The sequence below is a fragment of the Arthrobacter sp. MDT1-49-2 genome (assembly GCF_059090185.1).
This window is the reverse complement of record NZ_JBNHFK010000001.1, coordinates 110640-129847: the sequence shown is the minus strand read 5'-3', so window position 1 is coordinate 129847 and position 19208 is coordinate 110640. Positions and strand designations below refer to the sequence as shown.

General features: G+C 65.5%; 17 protein-coding genes. 5 read left to right on the top strand and 12 right to left on the bottom strand.

Going from position 1 to position 19208, the window contains the following annotated elements; genetic code table 11:
* Positions 1-65: 65 nt before the first annotated feature.
* The 6 genes from leuA to AC5RTS_RS00565 all read right to left on the bottom strand — a co-directional run bounded on the left by leuA (position 66) and on the right by AC5RTS_RS00565 (position 7428).
* Positions 66-1808 (bottom strand): 2-isopropylmalate synthase, encoded by a 1743-nt coding sequence (gene leuA, locus AC5RTS_RS00590; protein ID WP_493990137.1) that lies wholly within the window; start codon positions 1806-1808, stop codon positions 66-68.
* 177 nt (positions 1809-1985) lie between these two features.
* Entirely contained in the window at positions 1986-3497 is a 1512-nt protein-coding gene (locus AC5RTS_RS00585; protein ID WP_493990136.1) for an LCP family protein, read from the bottom strand.
* Between the two features lie 128 nt (positions 3498-3625).
* Entirely contained in the window at positions 3626-4555 is a 930-nt protein-coding gene (gene era / locus AC5RTS_RS00580) for a GTPase Era (protein WP_493990135.1), read from the bottom strand.
* A complete protein-coding gene (locus tag AC5RTS_RS00575) occupies positions 4548-5864 on the bottom strand; it encodes a hemolysin family protein (protein WP_493990481.1) in 1317 nt (438 codons plus the stop codon). Before AC5RTS_RS00575 ends, era begins: the two co-directional genes overlap by 8 nt.
* 20 nt (positions 5865-5884) lie before the next feature.
* Positions 5885-6361: an rRNA maturation RNase YbeY gene (ybeY, locus tag AC5RTS_RS00570; RefSeq protein ID WP_493990134.1), complete on the bottom strand. Its 477-nt coding sequence runs from the start codon at positions 6359-6361 to the stop codon at positions 5885-5887.
* Positions 6358-7428 carry a PhoH family protein gene (locus AC5RTS_RS00565; RefSeq protein ID WP_493990480.1) on the bottom strand — a complete coding sequence of 357 codons (1071 nt, stop codon included), beginning with the start codon at positions 7426-7428 and terminating at the stop codon, positions 6358-6360. Before AC5RTS_RS00565 ends, ybeY begins: the two co-directional genes overlap by 4 nt.
* A 370-nt stretch (positions 7429-7798) precedes the next feature.
* Here AC5RTS_RS00565 and AC5RTS_RS00560 point away from each other — a divergent pair, with 370 nt between their 5' ends.
* Positions 7799-8770 carry a GerMN domain-containing protein gene (locus AC5RTS_RS00560; RefSeq protein WP_493990133.1) on the top strand — a complete coding sequence of 324 codons (972 nt, stop codon included), beginning with the start codon at positions 7799-7801 and terminating at the stop codon, positions 8768-8770.
* A gap of 26 nt (positions 8771-8796) precedes the next feature.
* Here AC5RTS_RS00560 and AC5RTS_RS00555 read toward each other — a convergent pair whose 3' ends face one another.
* The 3 genes from AC5RTS_RS00555 to hrcA form a co-directional block, all read right to left on the bottom strand.
* Positions 8797-9579, bottom strand: coding sequence for a 16S rRNA (uracil(1498)-N(3))-methyltransferase (locus AC5RTS_RS00555; RefSeq protein ID WP_493990132.1), 783 nt, complete (start codon positions 9577-9579; stop codon positions 8797-8799).
* A gap of 1 nt (position 9580) precedes the next feature.
* Entirely contained in the window at positions 9581-10720 is a 1140-nt protein-coding gene (gene dnaJ, locus AC5RTS_RS00550; RefSeq protein ID WP_493990131.1) for a molecular chaperone DnaJ, read from the bottom strand.
* A 130-nt stretch (positions 10721-10850) separates the two neighbouring features.
* Positions 10851-11864 carry a heat-inducible transcriptional repressor HrcA gene (gene hrcA / locus AC5RTS_RS00545; protein ID WP_493990130.1) on the bottom strand — a complete coding sequence of 338 codons (1014 nt, stop codon included), beginning with the start codon at positions 11862-11864 and terminating at the stop codon, positions 10851-10853.
* A gap of 211 nt (positions 11865-12075) precedes the next feature.
* Between hrcA and AC5RTS_RS00540 the strand changes: the two genes are divergently transcribed.
* Positions 12076-12924, top strand: coding sequence for a DUF3097 domain-containing protein (locus AC5RTS_RS00540; RefSeq protein WP_493990129.1), 849 nt, complete (start codon positions 12076-12078; stop codon positions 12922-12924).
* Between the two features lie 117 nt (positions 12925-13041).
* Positions 13042-13470: a DUF4870 domain-containing protein gene (locus AC5RTS_RS00535; RefSeq protein WP_493990128.1), complete on the top strand. Its 429-nt coding sequence runs from the start codon at positions 13042-13044 to the stop codon at positions 13468-13470.
* Positions 13471-13570: 100 nt separating this feature from the next.
* Here AC5RTS_RS00535 and hemW read toward each other — a convergent pair whose 3' ends face one another.
* A complete protein-coding gene (gene hemW / locus AC5RTS_RS00530; RefSeq protein ID WP_493990127.1) occupies positions 13571-14803 on the bottom strand; it encodes a radical SAM family heme chaperone HemW in 1233 nt (410 codons plus the stop codon).
* Positions 14800-16653, bottom strand: coding sequence for a translation elongation factor 4 (lepA, locus tag AC5RTS_RS00525; RefSeq protein WP_493990126.1), 1854 nt, complete (start codon positions 16651-16653; stop codon positions 14800-14802). Before lepA ends, hemW begins: the two co-directional genes overlap by 4 nt.
* Positions 16654-16868: 215 nt before the next feature.
* Here lepA and AC5RTS_RS00520 point away from each other — a divergent pair, with 215 nt between their 5' ends.
* Together AC5RTS_RS00520 and rpsT are read left to right on the top strand one after the other, a co-directional pair.
* Positions 16869-17438, top strand: a complete 570-nt coding sequence (locus AC5RTS_RS00520) for a type II toxin-antitoxin system PemK/MazF family toxin (protein WP_493990125.1) — start codon at positions 16869-16871, stop codon at positions 17436-17438.
* Between the two features lie 175 nt (positions 17439-17613).
* A complete protein-coding gene (rpsT, locus tag AC5RTS_RS00515) occupies positions 17614-17874 on the top strand; it encodes a 30S ribosomal protein S20 (RefSeq protein WP_146361896.1) in 261 nt (86 codons plus the stop codon).
* A 271-nt stretch (positions 17875-18145) separates the two neighbouring features.
* Here the strand turns inward: rpsT and holA are convergent, their stop codons facing one another.
* Entirely contained in the window at positions 18146-19183 is a 1038-nt protein-coding gene (holA, locus tag AC5RTS_RS00510; RefSeq protein WP_493990124.1) for a DNA polymerase III subunit delta, read from the bottom strand.
* Positions 19184-19208: the final 25 nt, after the last annotated feature.

The window sequence follows — 19208 nt, the reverse complement described above, 5'->3', positions numbered from 1 at the left end:
CTGCTATTTTCCCACGTCCGGGGCGCCCGGCGGACCGTTGCCGTCCGGGCGCGCCCCGATAGTGGTCAGGCCCGGTCGCGGATGGCCCGGTTGACTGCCGAAATGACCGCTTTCAGGGCGGACATGGTGGTGTTGGCGTCAATACCGACGCCCCACAGCACCCGCTCCCCCACTGCCAGTTCCACGTAGGCTGCGGCGTGTGCGTTTCCGCTGGCGGAGAGGGCGTGCTCGGTGTAATCCAGCAGCCGGACATCGATGCCGTCCTGGCCCAGGATTTCCAGCAGCGCCGCGATGGGGCCGGTACCGCTGGCCATCCGCCGCTGCGATACGCCGTTCGCACTCAGGGTTGCCGTCAGGTTGAAACGTCCGTCCGCGGGGGTATCGGCATTCACGGAGGTCAGTTCGTAGTGTCCCCACGCCTCGCCGTCGGAGTCCGGAGTGTGCGGCAGGTATTCGTCCTGGAAGACCTTCCACAGCTCCGCGCCGGTGATCTCGCCGCCTGCTGTGTCGGTGCGGCGCTGGATGACGCCGGAGAACTCGATCTGCGCGCGGCGGGGCAGGTCCAGGTTGTGTTCGTGCTTGAGCAGGTAGGCAACCCCGCCCTTGCCGGACTGCGAATTGACCCGGATCACGGCTTCGTAGCTGCGGCCGATGTCCTTCGGGTCGATGGGCAGGTACGGCACGGCCCACGGAATTTCGTCCACCGTCTTACCCTCGGCCGCGGCGTCCTTTTCCATGGCCTCGAAGCCCTTTTTGATGGCGTCCTGGTGCGAGCCGGAGAAAGCGGTGAAGACCAGGTCGCCGCCGTAGGGGGAACGTTCGGGAACGGGCAGCTGGTTGCAGTACTCCACCGTGCGGCGGATCTCGTCCATGTCGGAAAAGTCCAGCTGCGGATCAATGCCCTGGCTGAACATGTTCATGCCCAGGGTCACCAGGTCCACGTTGCCGGTCCGTTCCCCGTTGCCGAAGAGGCAGCCTTCAATGCGGTCGGCACCGGCCAGGTAGCCCAGCTCGGCGGCCGCCACCCCGGTTCCGCGGTCATTGTGCGGGTGCAGGGACAGGATGACCGAATCGCGGCTGACCAGGTTGCGGTGCATCCATTCAATGGAGTCGGCGTAGACGTTCGGGGTGGTCATCTCCACCGTCGCCGGCAGGTTCAGGATCATCTGCCGGTCCGGCGAAGCTTCCAGGACCTCGGCTACGGCGTCGGAAATACGGGCGGCGAAATCCAGCTCGGTGCCGGTGTAGGACTCGGGCGAGTATTCGTAGGTCAGGTCGATTCCACGCAGCTGCTCTTCATACTTCTTGCACAGCCGGGCGCCGGAGAGGGCGATGTCCACGATGCCGTCTCGGTCGGTGTTGAACACGACCCGCCGCTGCAGCACGGAAGTGGAGTTGTAGAGGTGGACGATCGCGCGGTCGGCGCCTTCGAGGGACTCGTAGGTGCGCTCGATCAAATGTTCCCGGGACTGGGTCAGGACCTGGATGGTGACGTCATCGGGGATCCTGTCCCCTTCGATCAGCTGGCGGACAAAGTCGAAGTCCAGCTGGGAGGCGGACGGGAACCCGACCTCAATTTCCTTGAAGCCCATTCTGACGAGCAGGTCAAACATCTTGTGCTTGCGCTCGGGGGTCATCGGGTCGATCAGCGCCTGGTTGCCGTCCCGCAGATCCACGGCGCACCAGCGCGGTGCCTTGGTGATGCGTTTGTCCGGCCAGGTCCGGTCCGGCAGATCGACGGCGATCTGCTCGTGGAACGGGGTGTACTTCGAGATCGGCATGCCTGATGCCTGCTGTGCGTTGCGCATGGTGTTGAGGGGGCCTTTTCTAATCGAACTTCGAAAGATAGTGGCCGGCAACACAAACTCCGCAGCGAGGGACCGGCCTAAGCAGATGCTTGTGTGGCCTCGCCGCGGCAGCTAAGGAGAAGGTTCATTGCGTGCACGTGATCACACTAACACGCACCCCTTAGGGCGCTTCAAACGCTAGTTCCCAAAGGCGGATTGGCACGTAACCTGGGCTGCGGTCTGCCCGCTCAGGTCACCCAGATCACCTAGATCCTTCATGGCCGAACCGGTGGCAAAGTCCGCGCCGATCTCCACTGACACGCCCGTTGCGGCCGGGCTCAGCACTACCTGCACATCGGGGATGTTCAGGACGCGTGCCACTTCCAGTGCCATCTCCTCATAGCCGTAGCCGTAGAACACCTGGGTTGCCGGACTCTGGGCAGCGGCCGTGCCGCCGGCCAGTGCCTGGACAAATCCCTGGGATACCAGCGCCTTCGTTACAGACGCATCGCGTCCGGCAGCGCCGGAGGCGTTGAGCAGGGTCACGGGAACCGTAGCCGGATCCACGGTGACGGCCGGTTCTTCCACCGGGGCCGCCGGGTCCGTCGCGGGATCCGTAGCCTCCGGGGTTTCCTCCGTTTTGTTGCTGATGCCCTTGTCCGCGACCAGTGCATCAAAGAGCGGCTGTGAGTTGGCTTCGTCGAGGACGAGGCGGTTCGGATCGTACTCGTACGGAACCACGGGCACGGTCACGAACGCGATGCTGCCCAGGTCGGTGTCCTTCAGCCGGGTGGCAAGGGACACCAGGTCAGGGATCTGCGCCAGGCCGTCGTCGACGGTGAGGTTCTTGGTGACGGTCTCGGCGATGGAGTACAGCTTGGGCAGGTTGTTCAGCGTGCCTTCATCCTTGACCTTGCGGACCATGGAGGCGAGGAAGCTCTGCTGGGCACGGATGCGGCCTTCATCGCCGCCGTTGCCGAAGCCGTGCCGGGTCCGCAGGAAGGCAAGGGCCTGTTCGCCCTGCACGCTGCTCACGCCGGCCGGAATGTTCAGCCCGGAGAGCGGGTCATCCACGGGTTGGTTGACGCAGACTTCCACGCCGCCCAGGGTGTTGGACAGTTCTTCCACGGCGTCGAAATCGGCCATCATGAAGTGGTCGATGGTCAGGCCGGTGAGCTCGTTGATGGCCGCCACGGTGCAGCCGGGACCGCCGTTGCCCAGGGCGCCGTTCAGTTGTCCGAGATCCATGGCCTCGTACACGAGGCCGGACTCCGGGTCCTTGCACTGCGGCAGCGGGACCAGCAGGTCACGCGGGAAGCTGACCACGGTCACATTGGAACGGTCGGCCGAGAGGTTGACCAGCATCATGACATCTGAGTTGTTCGAGTTCTGGCCGTCCCGCTGGTCAGTGCCAAGGACCAGGATCTGCATGGGATCAGTATTGGCATCCACCTGCTCCACCGAGTCGCCGGAGCCCAGGTTCAGGGGCTGCGTGTCAAAGTTTCCCTGCAGCCGCAGTACCTGTACGACGCCGAAGACCACTCCGGCAACGAGGACCAGGGAAAGGAAGGCTGCAATGCCCTTGAGGACCGGGTGGCCTGCGGACGCCCTGCGGGACAGGTGTCTGCCGCCGGGTACGACGGATGCGCCCGACCCTCCGGTGGATTTTCCCGAGGGGCCGCCGCCCGTTGCGGCACGGCGAGATGACATGGCCGGTCCCCTTCATGAATCGATATGCTCAAACGAATGTTCAAAGTGTACGGGTTGCTGCTGGGAACAGACCCCTGCAGGCGCTGTCCGCCCGGCACGCTGTCCCCGGGACAGCGTGCCGGCCGGACCTAGAAGCCCAGCTTGACGAGCTGCTTGGGATCCCGCTGCCAGTCCTTGGCAATTTTTACATGCAGGTCGAGGTAGACCCGGGTACCCAGCAGGGCTTCAATGCCGCGGCGGGCTGCGGTACCGACCTCGCGCAGCCTGGATCCGCCGCGGCCGATGATGATGGCCTTCTGCGAGGAACGCTCAACGTAGAGGTTCACCCGTACGTCCAGCAGTTGGTTGTCCTCGCTGCGTCCTTCCCGGGGAACGATTTCCTCCACCACGACAGCCAGGGAGTGAGGAAGTTCATCCCGGACGCCTTCCAGAGCGGCCTCGCGGACGAGTTCGGCAACCATCACGGCTTCGGGCTCATCGGTCAGCTCGCCGTCAGGGTAGAGCGGCGGCGAAGCGGGCATGTGGCCCACCAGGACGTCGGCAACGGTATCCACCTGGAACCCGTCTGCAGCGGAGACCGGCACTACATCGGCCCATCCCTGCTCGCCGAGGACCTCGTTGCCCAGGGCTGTCACGGACATAAGCTGCTTGGCCAGCGCCGCACGGTCCACCAGATCGGTCTTGGTGACCAGGGCGATGACCGGGGTGCGCTTCAGCGCCGCCAGCTGCGCCGCGATGTAGCGGTCGCCCGGGCCGATCGCCTCGTTGGCGGGCAGGCAGAAACCGATCGCGTCCACCTCGGCCAGGGTGTCCGCCACCAGCTCGTTCAGCCGCTTGCCCAGGAGGGTGCGGGGGCGGTGCAGGCCGGGAGTGTCCACCAGGATCAGCTGCGAGTCTTCGCGGTGCACGATGCCTCGGATGGTGTGCCTGGTGGTCTGCGGCTTGGCGGAGGTGATGGCCACCTTGGAACCGACCAGCGCATTGGTCAAAGTGGACTTGCCGGCGTTGGGCCGGCCCACCAGGGAAACAAATCCTGCGCGGAATTTCGGGTCAGTCATTTCGGGGTACCAATTCTGTAGAGCGGGAGCGCTGGGCAGGATTCCTGCCGTCGTCGCGGGATTCTTCGTTTTCTGCTGCGGGGGCGGATTTCCACGCCAGGACGTGCGAGACGCGGTTCCGCCGTCCCTCCAGCCGTTCGGCGTGCAGGGTGATGCCTTCCACCTCTACCTCGCTGCCGACTATGGGGACACGGCCGAGGACCTTCGCGAGCAAACCGCCCACGGTGTCCACTTCATCATCCTCCAGTTCGACGTCGAACAGCTCACCGAGGTCATCAATACCGGCTTTGGAGCTGACCCGGTAGCGGCCGCCGCCGAGGTTTTCAATCTCGGGGCGTTCCGAGTCGTACTCGTCGACGATTTCCCCGACGATCTCTTCGATCAGGTCCTCGAGGGTGACCAGTCCGGCGGTGCCGCCGTACTCGTCAATGACAATGGCCACGTGCGTGGACTCGCGCTGCAGTTCCTGGAGCAGTTCGCTGACGGCTTTGGATTCGGGCACGTAACGCACGCTGCGGGCAAAGTCCTCCACCTTCTGCACGTAGGCATGATCCGGGTCGCTGTGCACCTGCGCGGCGACGTCCTTCAGGTACAGGATGCCCACCAGATGGTCGGCACTGTCCTCGATCACCGGGACCCTTGAGTAACCCGAGCGCAGGAACAGGGACATGGCCTGGCGCAGGGTGCTGCCCGCGTCGATGCAGACCATGTCGGTGCGCGGGACCATCACGGACCTGACCTTGGTATCTCCGAGTTCGAAGACGGAATGGATCAGTTCCGCTTCGGTGTCCTCGATCATGTCCGCATCCGAGGCCCGGTCAAGGAGTTCGCGGAACTCCTCCTCGGTGAAGAACGCGGCGTCGGGTCCCTGGGTGCCGGGAGCCACGGCAGTACCCAGCCGCACGAGCCAGCCGGGAATCGGCCCCAGGACGGCGCGCAGTACCCGGACCAGTCCCGCAGTCATCACCACGACGGCGGTCACGTGCTTACGGCCGATCTGCCGGGGTGAGACGCCCACGAGGACGAAACCCACGGCTGCCATGGTGACCGTGGCCAGCAGTCCGGCAAGCCAGATGTTGTCCAGGACCAGCTGGAACAGGGTCGCCACGGACACGGCCATGGCCATTTCAAACCAGACCCGCCAGAACCTCAGGGCGTGCATGTGGGCCACGGGGTGCGCAAGGATGCGCCGCAGCGGGGCACCGGCCTTGCCGTTGAGCAATGCCTCGGCGTCCTGCCGGGGAAGGTAGCCGTAGGCGGATTCCGCAGCGGTCAGCAGACCTGCCAGGAACATAAATGCCATGGCCATAACGATCAGGACGCCAATACTCAACTGCGCGTCTCCTTGGGCGCCTCTTTGCCCGTGTAGGCGGAGAGCAGCCGGCGCTGGAGACCGAACATCTCCTTTTCCTCCTCCGGCTCGGCGTGGTCATAGCCCAGCAGGTGGAGGACGCCGTGCGTGGTCAGGAGCAGGAGTTCGTCCTGGGTCTCATGGCCGGCGTCCTGCGCCTGCCGGGCCGCGACCTGCGGGCACAGCACAATGTCGCCAAGTACCCCGGCGGGGGTTATGCGTCCGGCCGTGCCGGGACGCAGTTCGTCCATGGGGAAGGAAAGGACATCGGTGGGCCCGGGCAGGTCCATCCACTCGATATGCAGCTTCTCCATGGCATCCTCGTCCACCAGGATGATGGAGAGGTCCGCTTCAGGGTGCACGTAGAGGCTGTCGAGCAGGTACCGGCCCAGCCGGGCCAGTGCTTCCTCGTCGATCGCCGGGGCAGATGATTCGTTATTGACTTCGATGCTCATTTACGGGCCTCCCGCCCGTTGTGATTGGCTAATCCGCGGCCGCCGGCACGTCGGCCGTCGCCGTCGCCGTCGCCGTCGGTCCGGCTCAGCCGGCGGGTTTCATCCCACTCGCTGTAGGCAGTAACAATGTCGCTGACCAGCCGGTGCCGCACCACATCGACGGCCTGCAGCTCGGAGAACGCGACGTCGTCAATATCGCCGAGGATGTCATGGACGATACGGAGCCCGGAGGCCGTCCCGCCCGGCAGGTCCACCTGGGTGACATCGCCCGTGACCACCATCTTTGAGCCGAACCCGAGCCGGGTCAGGAACATCTTCATTTGTTCCGGCGTGGTGTTCTGCGCTTCGTCAAGAATGATGAACGCATCGTTGAGCGTACGGCCGCGCATGTAGGCCAGCGGCGCCACCTCAATGGTGCCGGCGGCCATCAGCCGGGGAATGGATTCCGGGTCCATCATGTCGTGCAGCGCGTCATACAGCGGACGCAGGTACGGATCGATCTTGTCGCTGAGCGTGCCCGGCAGGAACCCGAGCCGCTCCCCCGCTTCCACGGCGGGGCGGGTCAGGATGATCCGGTTGACTTCCTTCTGCTGCAGCGCCTGGACGGCCTTCGCCATGGCCAGGTAGGTCTTGCCCGTGCCGGCGGGGCCGATGCCGAAGACCACCGTGTTGCGGTCAATCGCATCCACATAGTTTTTCTGGTTCAGCGTCTTGGGCCGGATGGTCTTGCCGCGCGTGGACAGGATGTTTTGGGTCAGGACATCCGCGGGGCGGACGGCGGTCTGGTCCCGCAGCATGCTGATCAGCTGCTCCAGTACCTGGGGTGTGACCCGGGTGGAGTTGCGGGCCAGGATGCGGACTTCGTTGACCAGGCGCACCGTCTGTTCCACGTCCGCCGAGGGGCCGGATACGGAAAGCTCATTGCCGCGCACCAGCATGCTCACCTCGGGGTTGGCCGCCTCAATGATCCGCAGGGCCTCATCGTTGGCCCCCAGCGACTGGACCATGTGTTCCGTGGAATCGAAGACTATTGTCTGGGTGTCCCGCCGGATGGTGCCGATTTCCATTGAAGATTCGGTCATATAGTCGGCCCTCGCAGGCCTTTCATCGCCCCTTTTGGTGAGTCGCGTTAGGAATGTGGAATGGTGCAGTTGCCGGCGGAGCCGGCTGCCGCCTGCAGCACCCTGACATAGCAACACCGGCACCGCGCCGGATATTTCCGGTGCAGGACGGCGGCGGCGGGTCTGCCGGCTACCTAAATGTTACTTGATGTGCCCCGCCCCGGGCGGGAGTGGACCCGGATCATCTCGGCACCGCAACGGTGATGTCTCAATCGGGTTTCAGTCCTGACGGGAGCCGCAAACAGCGCCGGATGGCCGCAGAGCGTGTGTAAAGGTTGAAGACGTACATTTTGCCGCGACCACCCGAGGAGGATTGATGGTCAACCTGTTGCCGGGCAGAGCATCCGTCCCTGCCGGTGCCCGCGGCGGCCGCAGGCGGGTCGGGACCTGCGCCGCGCTGCTCATAGCCGTGCTGGCCGCCGGCGGCTGCGGAGTAGTGGCGGAATATCCCACCACCAGCATGCCCACCGCCTTTAGCGCGGACTCCCGCAGCGTGGCCCCGATGACCATTTCCCCTCCGGCCGAAGCCAGTTCCGGGACCCTGATGCCGGTCTATTGGCTCGGACTCAATGACACCACGGTGAGCCTTTACCGCGAGTTCCTGCAGTCCGACAACACCGGAGATCCCATCGGCGAAGCGGTCCACGCCATGACCGCGGGAAAACCGCTGGACCAGGACTACTTCACCCCGTGGCAGCCGGCGGACAAGGTGACAGCCTCCATTTCCAGCAAAAACGTCATCACGGTGGACATCCCTTCGAAGGCTTTCAAAGGGTCCCTGGACGCGGGAATGGCCCACCGTGCAGTACAGCAACTGGTCTACACCGCCACGGCCGCGGCGGTAAACGCCGGGCTGACCACCGTGGGGCGTGAGAGCACCGTAGTGGTGCTGGTGGACGGCAAGGCCGGCTACCGCGCCTTCGGCCACGAATCACTGGAAGAACCGCTGCGCCGTGATCCGTCCCTTGTGGCGCCCATCTGGATTATCGATCCGCAGGAATCCCAGGTCCGCTCCACCTCGCTCACCGTCAGCGGCACTGCTGCGTTGCAGCCGGAGGGGCTGTACTGGCGGGCCGAACCCGTTGTGGACGGCAGGCCGTCGTCGGACGCCGTCGCCTCCGGGCGGGTCGAAACCCTCGAAGACACGGGATCCACCCGGGAATTCACCTTCTCAGCCACCCTGGCCCCCGGAACCTACAGCCTCAAGGTGTACTACAAGGGCCATGAGGCTGCCGGCGACTCCAAACGCATCACGGTCACCGCAGCACCCGGCGAGCCGGAGAGCTGACGCGGAGCACGGACTCTGTGCAGCCCCTACCAGCGGGCGAGCAGCTGATTCAACACTGCCAGGGCTGCGGGACCGGCGGTGGAGGAACGGAGCACATGCGGCCCCAGCCGGACGGCGACAGCCCCGGCTCCGCGGAGCAGTTCCAGCTCCGCCTCACTGATCCCGCCCTCGGGACCCACCACTATGGCGATATCCGCGGCAGCAGCCGGCCCGTTAGCCGAGTCGGCACCCCGTGCCGGAAGGTTCCGCACCGCATCCGCCAGCGGCGCATCGGCTTCCTCATGCAGGACGAGCACCAGGTCGGTATCCGCCAGCCGCCGGGCCAGCGCACGGCTGTCCAGGACGGCCTCCACGTCCGGGATCCAGGCGCGCCGTGACTGTTTCGCGGCGGCCGTGGTGAGGGCCTGCCATTTGGCCTGCCCCTTGACCGCCTTTTCCGTTTTCCAGCGGACAATGCTTCGGTCCGACTGCCACGGGATGACACGGTCCACGCCCAGCTCGGTGGCGGCTTCCACGGCCTGTTCATCGCGGTCGCCCTTGGCGAGGGCCTGGACCAGGATGAACCGTTCAGCTGCCGGGGGTTCCTCTGCCGTCCGCTCCACGGCCAGTTCCAGCAGCGAGGGTCCGGTTCCGGTCACGGTACCGGTGAGCCGCCGGCCCGCGCCGTCGACAATATCCACGCTTTCGCCGGAGCCGATGCGCTTGACGGAGACGGCATGCCGGGCCTCAGGCCCCTCCAGGCGGAATGTGTCTCCCGGACGGGCCGAGGCCACCTGTGCCGAATCCCCGAAGAAGATGGGGTTGGTCATCTCAGAGGTTGCCCAGCCGGTCCCGCAGCTTGGCGAACACACCGGTGCCCGAGCTGTTCAGGCGGCCTTCGCTGTATTCCTCGCCTCGCAGCTTGGCGAGCCTGCGCAGCAGTTCCTCCTGCTCGGAGTCGAGTTTCTGCGGGGTTTCCACGTGCAGGTGGACGCGCAGGTCACCACGGCCGTGGCCGCGAAGGTGCGTGACGCCCAGCCCGTTGAGCACGGAGACCTCGCCTGACTGGGTGCCGGGCTTGACCGTCACCTCGCGTTCGCCGTCGAAGGTGTCCAGCGTGACGGTGGTGCCCAGCGCTGCGGCGGTCATCGGCACGGTCAGCGTGGCATGGAGGTCATCGCCTTCCCGCAGGAAGGTGGGGTCATTATTGACCCGGATCTCCACGTAGAGGTCACCGGCAGGGCCGCCGGCCAGACCGGCCTCGCCCTGCTGGCTCAGCTGGATCCGGGTGCCGGTGGCAACGCCGGCCGGAATCTTGATGTTCAGGGTGCGGCGGTTGCGGACGCGTCCCTCGCCGGAGCATTCGTGGCAGGGGTCCGGAATAACCGTACCGAAGCCGTTGCAGGTACCGCAGGGAGCCGACGTCATGACCTGGCCCAGGATGGAGCGGACCGCCCGCTGGACCTGGCCGGTGCCGTGGCAGATGTCGCAGGTGCGGGGGGAGGTGCCCGGCTGGCAGCAGGACCCGTCACACGTGGGGCATACCACGGCGGTGTCGACGTCGATCTTCTTGTTGATGCCGAACACGGCATCCTTGAGGTCGATCCGGACGGTGATCAGCGCATCCTGGCCGCGGCGGCTGCGTGAGGCCGGGCCCCGCCCGCCGCCCGGCGCGCCGCCGCCGAAGAAGGTATCGAAGATGTCCTGGAAGCCAAAGCCCTGGCCGCCGAAGCCGCCGCCGCCGAAGCCGTTGTCTGTTCCGTTTTCGTTGCCGGTGGTGTCGTAGATGCGGCGCTTCTCCGGATCGGAGAGGACCTCATAGGCGTGCGTTACGGCCTTGAATTCATCGGAGGCACCCGGAGCGTTGTTGACGTCCGGGTGCAGCTTGCGGGCAAGCTTCCGGTACGCCTTCTTGATTTCTTCACCGGTGGCATCTCGTCCGACGCCCAGAACCTGGTAGTGATCGCTCACTCGTGCACATCGCTTCCTGCATTGCCTGCATTACCTGCCTTCATGGCTGAAGGCGTTGTTTGGAGTCCGGCAGGTTTCCCGGCCGGCGGGCGGCCCGCCAGTGGCTGGCCGCTTGCTGGGTTCAATAAGCCTAGTTATTCAGTATCCGGGACAAGTATCGGGCTACGGCCCGAACTGCCGCCATGGTGTTCGGATAGTCCATTCGCGTGGGACCCAGGATGCCGACCTTGGCGGAGGCATCCGGCCCGTAACCGGTGGCCACCACCGATGCTTCGGAGAGTCCGCCGTACGGGTTTTCCCGGCCGATCCGGACGGCCACGCCCCGGGCGTCCTGCTCCATTTCGGAGAGCAGCCGGAGCATCACCACCTGTTCCTCCAGGGCTTCCAGCACCGGACCGATGGTCAGCGGGAAGTCTACCGTGGAGCGGGCAAGGTTGGCCGTTCCGGCCATCACCATGCGGTCCTCGCGGTTAATGCCGGCGAGCAGTTCCAGGCTGTGCCCGAGGGCGTCGGCAACGCGGCGGCGTGCCGCCGGAACGGTTGCCAGGGCCTCGGCAACGTGCCCGGTGATGCTACTCAGCGGGGTCCCTGCCAGGGAGGAAAGGAAGTGCTGGCGAAGGTCTGAAAGGTCGGGTTCGGTCACCGGTTCGGGAACCGTGATAACACGCTGCTCCACCCGTCCCGTGGTGGAAATGAGCACAACAAGCACCTGCACCGGAGCCAGGAGGACAAACTCGATATGCCGGATTTTCGCGTTCCCCAGGTGCGGGTACTGCACAACCGCCACCTGGTTTGTCAGCTGCGAGAGCAGCCGCACGGTCCGATCCATCACGTCATCAAGGTCGTCCGCACCCTCGAGCAGGGACTGGATGGCGCGTCGCTCAGGCGCCGAGAGCGGCTTGACATCGGAGATCCGGTCCACGAACAGGCGGTAGCCCTTGTCGGTGGGGATGCGGCCCGCGGAAGTGTGCGGGGCGGTGATCAGCCCCTCTTCCTCCAGGGCCGCCATGTCATTGCGGATGGTCGCTGAAGACACGCCCAGGTGGTGGCGTTCCACGAGGGCCTTGGAACCCACGGGCTCGCGCGAATGGACGTAGTCCTCAACTATGGCACGGAGGACCTCGAGTCGGCGTGGCTCGCTCATGGTTTTCCCTCCCTGTTAATCGGCGGGTGCATCAGGAGGGCGCGTCCTCCCGATACGGCGTGCGGAGTGCCTGCGCCCCGGGGGCGCCCTTTAGCACTCACAGTGTTCAAGTGCTAAGTCTAATACGGAACGGCAGCGTTGTTAGCATTGAGGGATCCGCGGCCCCGCTGCGGTCAGCTCCCCGATTCAGCAACCGTAGCGAGGCAATACCGTGTCCAACTTCTCTTGGGGCCCGCAGGATATTACTGCGCCGGCCCGGACCACCCTGCGCAAAGTCGGTGCCGAGTCCGGCCTGGTACTGGAAGACGTCGCCACCGGCTGGGTGGGGGCCGTGATCCGGGTGGAAAAGTCAGGCGGGCTGCATCTGATGGTGCTGGAGGACCGCCGCGGCAAGCGCAAATCCTTCGAACTCGGCTTCGGGTTCCTGCTGGAAGGCGAACCCGTGGAGGTGACTGCCCCTCAGCCCGCCGGCGCCAAGGCCGGGCCGGCACGCACCGCTTCGGGTTCGGTGAAGGTGGCCAACCAGCGGGCGCGGACTGCGCGTGCGAGCCGCATCTGGGTGGAGGGAAAGCACGACGCGGAGCTCGTGGAGAAGGTCTGGGGTGACGATCTCCGGGTGGAGGGAATTGTTGTCGAGCCCCTGCACGGTGTGGATGACCTCTACTCAGCAGTCAGGGATTTCGCACCCGGACCGGGACGCCGCCTCGGCATCCTGGTGGACCATCTGGTGCCCGGATCCAAGGAATCCCGGATCGCCGCCGAAGCCATGACCTGCCCGGGTGCGCCCGGGAACGTCCTGATTGTGGGCCACCCCTACGTGGATGTCTGGCAGGCCATCAAACCCTCGGTGATCGGCCTCAGCGCCTGGCCGGTGGTTCCGCGGCACCTGGATTGGAAGACCGGGATCCTGCAGGGACTCGGGTGGCCGCATGCTGACCACACGGACGTGGCCATGGGCTGGAAGAAACTGCTGGGACAGGTAAACACCTACGCCGATCTGGAGCCGTCACTGCTGGGCAGGGTGGAGGAAGTCATCGATTTCCTGACCGTGCCGGAGTGAGACACACGCCTCATCCGCCGTCGCCGTTCCGTTATAAAGCGGCCCAGCCAGTACTCTTATTCAATACGTAGTAGCGGACCGACCCTGTGTCAGCACGAGTCAGAAGGAAATTACGCCGTGTCCAACACACGCCAGAATCACCAGCCACGACCGGATGAACACGGCAGCGGACAACGCCCTGTCTATCAGGGAGCACCGGCCAACGCCCTGCCGCTGACCGCCTCCGAGGACCGGCAGTGGGCAACCATGGCGCACTTTGGCGGCATCCTGGCTTTTGTTCCGTCGCTGATTATTTACCTGGTTTTCCGCGACCGCGGACCCTTCACGGCCCAGGAATCAAAAGAGGCGCTGAACTTCACGCTTCCGCCCAGCATCGCGGCGCTGATTGTCTGGATCCTGTCCTTCATTCCGGTGATCGGCGGATTCTTCGCCGTGCTGAACGCCCTCATCTGGGTTTACGTTGCGGTGTCCTCCGTCATTGCGGGCATTGAATGCAACCGCGGAAAGCCGTACCGCTACCCGTTCAACCTGCGCCGCATCAAGTAGGGGCTTGGCCGCTGCCTTAGTCAGCAGGGGGCAGGTGCCCCCCGTCCGGCGGCAGGTACCCCGGTCCAGCAGCAAGTGCCCCCGTCCGGGAGCAGATGCCTTAGTCAGGCAGCAGGCGACGGACCACGGCGTCGGCCAGCAACCGTCCCCGGCCGGTCAGGATCACTCGCCCCGTCAGCGCGGCACGCGGATCAACCAGGCCGTCCGCCATCAGTCCTGCCACCGCCAGCCGGCCCGGTTCCCGGAGCCTGGCCAGGTCCAGCCCTTCGGCGAGCCGGGTGCGCAGCATGATGTCCTCCACGTACCGGGTGTCGGCGTCCAGCGTCTCCCGGCCGACGGCGGGCGACTCCCCCGCAGCAATCCGCTGCGCGTAGGCGGTGGGGTGCTTGGCGTTCCACCAGCGCACGCCGCCGGCATGGGAGTGCGCACCGGGGCCGATGCCCCACCAGTCGTCGCTGCGCCAGTAGGCCAGGTTGTGCCTGCACTGATCCTCAGGGGTCCGCGCCCAGTTGCTGACCTCGTACCAGGACAGGCCCGCGGCGGTCATCATCTCGTCGGCGAGGACGTATTTGTCCGCGTGGTCGTCGTCGTCAATCAGCGGCACTTCGCCGCGCCGCATGCGGGCGGCGAGCTTGGTGCCTTCTTCGATAATCAGCGCGTAGGCGGAAATGTGGTCCGGCTCGTAGCTCAGTGCTTCCTCGAGCGAGGTTTTCCAGTCCGCCATGGACTCCCCCGGCGTCCCGTAGATCAGGTCCACACTGACGTGCAGGCCTGCCTCGCGCGCCCACTTCACGGCCTGCGGCACCCGCGAGGGCGTATGGGTGCGGTCCAGGACCGCCAGCACGTGCGGCACCGCGGACTGCATGCCGAAGGACACGCGGGTGAAACCGGCGTCGGCCAGCAGCTGCAGGGACTCCGGGGTCACCGAATCCGGGTTGGCCTCGGTGGTGACCTCGGCCCCCGGGGCCAGGCCCCACTGGTCGACGGCGGTGCGCAGGATTGCGGCCAGGTCCGCGGCGGGCAGCAGGGTGGGCGTGCCGCCGCCGAAGAAGACCGTGCCCATCCGGCGCTCCGGCAGACCCGAGCGGCGCAGGGCATCCGCGGCAAAGACCACTTCGCGGGCAGCCGTGCCGGCATAGGCGTCCTGTGAGGCGCCGCTGCCGAGTTCCGTGGCGGTGTACGTATTGAAGTCGCAGTAGCCGCAGCGGACGGAGCAGAAGGGAATGTGGACGTAGAGTCCGAAGTTCCGTTCCGCTGCTCCGTCCGCGGCCTGTGCGGGCAGGAGACCGTCAGCGGGGGCCGGGTCTCCGAGGGGCAGTGCGCTGGGTGTCACTTTTTGGATTTGTCCTTGGATTCGTCCGAGGAAAGCGCGGCGACGAAGGCTTCCTGGGGCACTTCCACGCGCCCCACCATCTTCATGCGCTTCTTGCCTTCCTTCTGCTTTTCCAACAGCTTGCGCTTACGGCTGATATCGCCGCCGTAGCACTTGGCCAGCACATCCTTGCGGATGGCACGGATGGATTCACGGGCAATGATGCGCGAACCGATGGCGGCCTGGATGGGCACCTCGAACTGCTGGCGCGGAATGAGTTCGCGCAGCTTGCCGGTCATCATGACACCGTAGCTGTAGGCCTTGTCCTTGTGCGTGATGGAGCTGAAGGCATCGACCTGCTCGCCCTGGAGCAGGATGTCCACCTTGACCAGATCGGCCACCTGCTCGCCGTCGGCCTTCCAGTCCAGCGAGGCGTAACCACGGGTCTTCGATTTGAGGATGTCGAAGAAGTCGAACACGATCTCTGCCAGCGGCAGGCGGTACCGGATTTCCACCCGGTCCTCGGAGAGGTAGTCCATGCCGCCCAGGACACCGCGGCGGGCTTGGCACAGCTCCATGATCGCGCCGACAAATTCGCTCGGTGCCAGGATCGTGGCCGAGACCATCGGCTCGCGGACCTCTTTGATCTTGCCTTCGGGATATTCGCTGGGGTTGGTCACCTTGACGACCCTCTTGTCCTCCAGCGTGACCTCATATTCCACGTTGGGTGCGGTGGAAATAAGGTCCAGGTTGTATTCGCGCTCAAGCCGTTCGCGGGTGATTTCCAGGTGCAGCAGGCCCAGGAAACCCACGCGGAAGCCAAAGCCCAGCGCCGCCGACGTCTCGGGTTCATAGACCAGTGCGGCGTCGTTGAGCATCAGCTTTTCCAGTGCGTCGCGCAGTACCGGGTAGTCGGCGCCGTCGATGGGGTACAGCCCGGAGAAGACCATGGGTTTGGGATCGGCGTAACCGGGCAGCGATTCGGTGGCCGGCTTGGCGAGGTTGGTGACAGTGTCGCCGACCTTGGACAGCCGGACGTCCTTCACGCCGGTGATGAGATAGCCGACCTCACCGACACCCAGCCCCTTGGACGGGGTGGGTTCAGGTGAGCTGACACCGAGTTCCAGGAGTTCGTGGCTGGCACGCGTGGACATCATCTGAATGCGTTCGCGCGGGGAGAGTGAACCGTCGATCACGCGGACGTAGGTGACCACGCCGCGGTACGTGTCATACACGGAGTCAAAAATCATGGCACGTGCCGGGGCGTCCGGATCTCCGACCGGGGCCGGAATGTCGCGGACGATTTTATCCAGCAGGTCCTCGACGCCCACGCCTGTCTTGCCGGAGACCTTCAGGACATCCGCAGGGTCGCCGCCGATTAGGTTCGCGAGTTCCTCGGCGTACTTCTCCGGCTGCGCTGCCGGGAGGTCGATCTTGTTCAGGACCGGAATGATCGTCAGATCGTTTTCCATGGCCAGGTACAGGTTCGCGAGGGTCTGTGCCTCGATGCCCTGCGCCGCGTCCACCAGGAGGATTGCTCCCTCACAGGCGGCCAGGGACCGGGAAACCTCGTACGTGAAGTCCACGTGGCCCGGGGTGTCGATCATGTTCAGTGCATAGGACTGCCCATCGAGCTCCCACGGCATGCGCACGGCCTGGGACTTGATGGTGATGCCGCGCTCACGCTCGATATCCATTCGGTCCAGGTACTGGGCCTTCATGTTCCGATGCTCAACCACGCCGGTCGACTGGAGCATGCGGTCGGCCAGGGTGGACTTGCCGTGGTCGATGTGGGCGATGATGCAGAAGTTTCTGATGATCGCCGGATCCGTCGCGGCAGGCACCGGCGAGAAGCGGGCCATAGGTGACACTGTGGCGGTTCCTTTACTGTTCCCGGGACTCTCCGACGCATCACGCGGGTGCGCGGGTATTCGGTGTTGGAGTCCCGGAGGGCTGATGAGTGTTCTTTCGAATTAACAGTCTCCCACGTTTGCCCGGCCGGGCAGGAACTTTGGCGCCGGCCGGTTTACTGCGCCGGGCGCATAACGTAGTGCCATGCCTTTTAACGCCCGCTCTATTGTGTCCCTTGCCCGTTCGGCGGCCCGCCTGCTCCGCCAGGTTTCCGCCGCGGGCAACCCGCCGCAGGACTCGCGCCCGGGCTCCCGCCCCGGCTCCGGAGCCGGGGCACGGACGCCGTCGCCGCGGACGCCGTCGCCCTCCCCCCGGCCAGCGGGCCGGCCGGGCAGCCGCGAAAAACAACGGTGCCGGTGACTATCAGGGCCCGCTGACCCCCGTCTACGCTCCGCAGCCCGACGGCGATCCCGATCCGGGTGAGGTTGTCTGGGCCTGGGTGCCCTATGAGGATGACCCGTCGCAGGGAAAGGACCGCCCGGTCCTGCTGGTCGGCCGGAACCGGGGGCTGCTGCTGGGGCTGATGATGACCAGCCGGGACCGGAACAATTCCCGGAGCGCCGATCCGCGCTACCTCGACGTCGGAACCGGTCCCTGGGACAGCAAGGGCCGCCCGAGCGAGGTGAAACTGGACCGCGTGCTGCAGTTGGAGCCGGGGGCTGTCCGCCGCGAAGGCGCCGTCATGGACGAGAACGTGTTCCGGCGGGTGGCAGCTGCCCTGGCCAAGCAGCGCCCGGCACGCTGAGGGTTGCGTTGGCGTACTCGCGGCCAATCTCTGCTAACATTTATTGCTGTGTGTCCGCGCAGGTCGACGGGCACTTCAGCACAGGCGCCACAAACGGTATCCCCACGCCACTCAGTCAATGCCTGGGCTGAAATTCCCTCACCGACCAAGTCCGCAATACAAAGAGAGTTTATAAGTGGCCAATATTAAGTCCCAGAAGAAGCGCATCCTCACCAACGAGAAGGCGCGTCAGCGTAACAACTCGGTGAAGTCCGAGCTGAAGACCGTCATCAGCAAGGTTGATGCCGCAGTCAAGGCCAGCGACAAGGACGCAGCAGCCGAAGCGCTGAAGACCGCCAGCCGCAAGCTGGACAAGGCCGTCAGCAAGGGCGTTATCCACAAGAACAACGCTGCCAACCGCAAGTCGGCCATCTCCAAGAAGGTCAGCGCGCTCTAAGCAGCAGCCAGTACAGACTTACATTTTCGGCCGGCCCCTTCGGGGACCGGCCGTTTTTGTTTTAACCCCGATCGTGCTGCCGCACAACGCCCTACCCAGGACACGCGCGTGCGGGCAGGTGCAGCGGCTCCCGGCTGAGGCCAACCCGGGCACCGTGGCCGACCAGTAGCGTCCGACGGCGCCCGCCTTGCTGCACGCCTACGCCCGGGGCCAAACCCGGGGACCGTGCCAGCCCGCGGGGGCTACCCGGACCCCTCCCCGTTGCGCCGCCCTACCGTCCGGAGGCCGCCAGGGCAATCACGGTGACGGCGCGTTCCACGGCATACACGGGATCGCGGCCGGCACCCTTGACCTGGGCGTCGGCTTCGGCGAGGGCCTGGACGGCTTCGATGAGGGATTCCGAGGTCCACCGCTGGGCATCCCGCCGGGCCTGGTCCACCTGCCAGGGCGCCATGCCGAGCTCCTTGGCCATGGAAGCGGAGGAGCCGCGCAGATTGGCCACGCGTGCCACTGCGCGTACCTTCATGGCCAGGGCACCGACCAGCGGGACCGGATCCACCCCGGTATCCAGGGCATGCCGCAGCATGGACAGTGCCTGCGCTGCCCGGCCGGCGAGAGCGGCATCCGCGACTTTAAAGGCGGTGGCCTCCACCCGGCCGCCGTAGTAGCGTTCCACGAGTTCCTCGCTGACCTCCCCGGTGGAGTCGCTGATCAGCTGCTGGCAGGCGGCTGCGAGTTCGGACAGTTTGGAGCCAACGGCGTTCACCAGTGCCCGGGCGGCAGCAGGGTCGATGCGGCGCCGGGCGGTGCGGAATTCAGAGGTGACAAAGTCGAGTTTTTCGGCGTCCTTCTTGAACGGCTGGCATTCCACCACGGGGGCGCCGGTTGCCTTCACGGCGTCCAGCAGCTTTTTACCCCGGTTGCCGCCGCTGTGGTGCAGCACCAGGACTGCGTCCGGGGACGGGTCCTTGAGATAGCCGAGGGTTTCGGTGAGGAAATCCTCGTTCATGGAGGCCAGGTTGACCGCCTCGATGAGTTTGGCTTCACCGAACAGTGAGGGACTCGATTGCAAGGTCAGTTCGCCGGAGATGTAGGCCGCGGCATCAAAATGCACCAGTTCGGTGTCGGGCTGCTTTTCCCGCAGCAGCGCGCGGATCCGGTCCCGCGCACGGGAGGCAAGGTGGTCCTCCGGGCCGACCAGCAGCACCACGGGGGCGGGCTCGACATCGTGCCAGGAGGCCGTCGCGGATGTCTTACCGGCGGAGGCTTTGCTGCCGGAGCTGCGCTTGGATGGGACGGCCGGATTCACAGCTGGATCTCCTGGGATAGTGCCG

Bases quoted from the DNA above. Each gene is read 5' to 3' on its own strand.
- leuA (WP_493990137.1), bottom strand. From the start codon at position 1,808: ATGCGCAACGCACAGCAGGCATCAGGCATGCCGATCTCGAAGTACACC.
- AC5RTS_RS00560 (WP_493990133.1), top strand. From the start codon at position 7,799: ATGGTCAACCTGTTGCCGGGCAGAGCATCCGTCCCTGCCGGTGCCCGC.
- era (WP_493990135.1), bottom strand. From the start codon at position 4,555: ATGACTGACCCGAAATTCCGCGCAGGATTTGTTTCCCTGGTGGGCCGG.
- AC5RTS_RS00565 (WP_493990480.1), bottom strand. From the start codon at position 7,428: ATGGAAATCGGCACCATCCGGCGGGACACCCAGACAATAGTCTTCGAT.
- AC5RTS_RS00575 (WP_493990481.1), bottom strand. From the start codon at position 5,864: ATGGCCATGGCATTTATGTTCCTGGCAGGTCTGCTGACCGCTGCGGAA.
- hrcA (WP_493990130.1), bottom strand. From the start codon at position 11,864: ATGAGCGAGCCACGCCGACTCGAGGTCCTCCGTGCCATAGTTGAGGAC.
- AC5RTS_RS00555 (WP_493990132.1), bottom strand. From the start codon at position 9,579: ATGACCAACCCCATCTTCTTCGGGGATTCGGCACAGGTGGCCTCGGCC.
- AC5RTS_RS00585 (WP_493990136.1), bottom strand. From the start codon at position 3,497: ATGTCATCTCGCCGTGCCGCAACGGGCGGCGGCCCCTCGGGAAAATCC.
- ybeY (WP_493990134.1), bottom strand. From the start codon at position 6,361: ATGAGCATCGAAGTCAATAACGAATCATCTGCCCCGGCGATCGACGAG.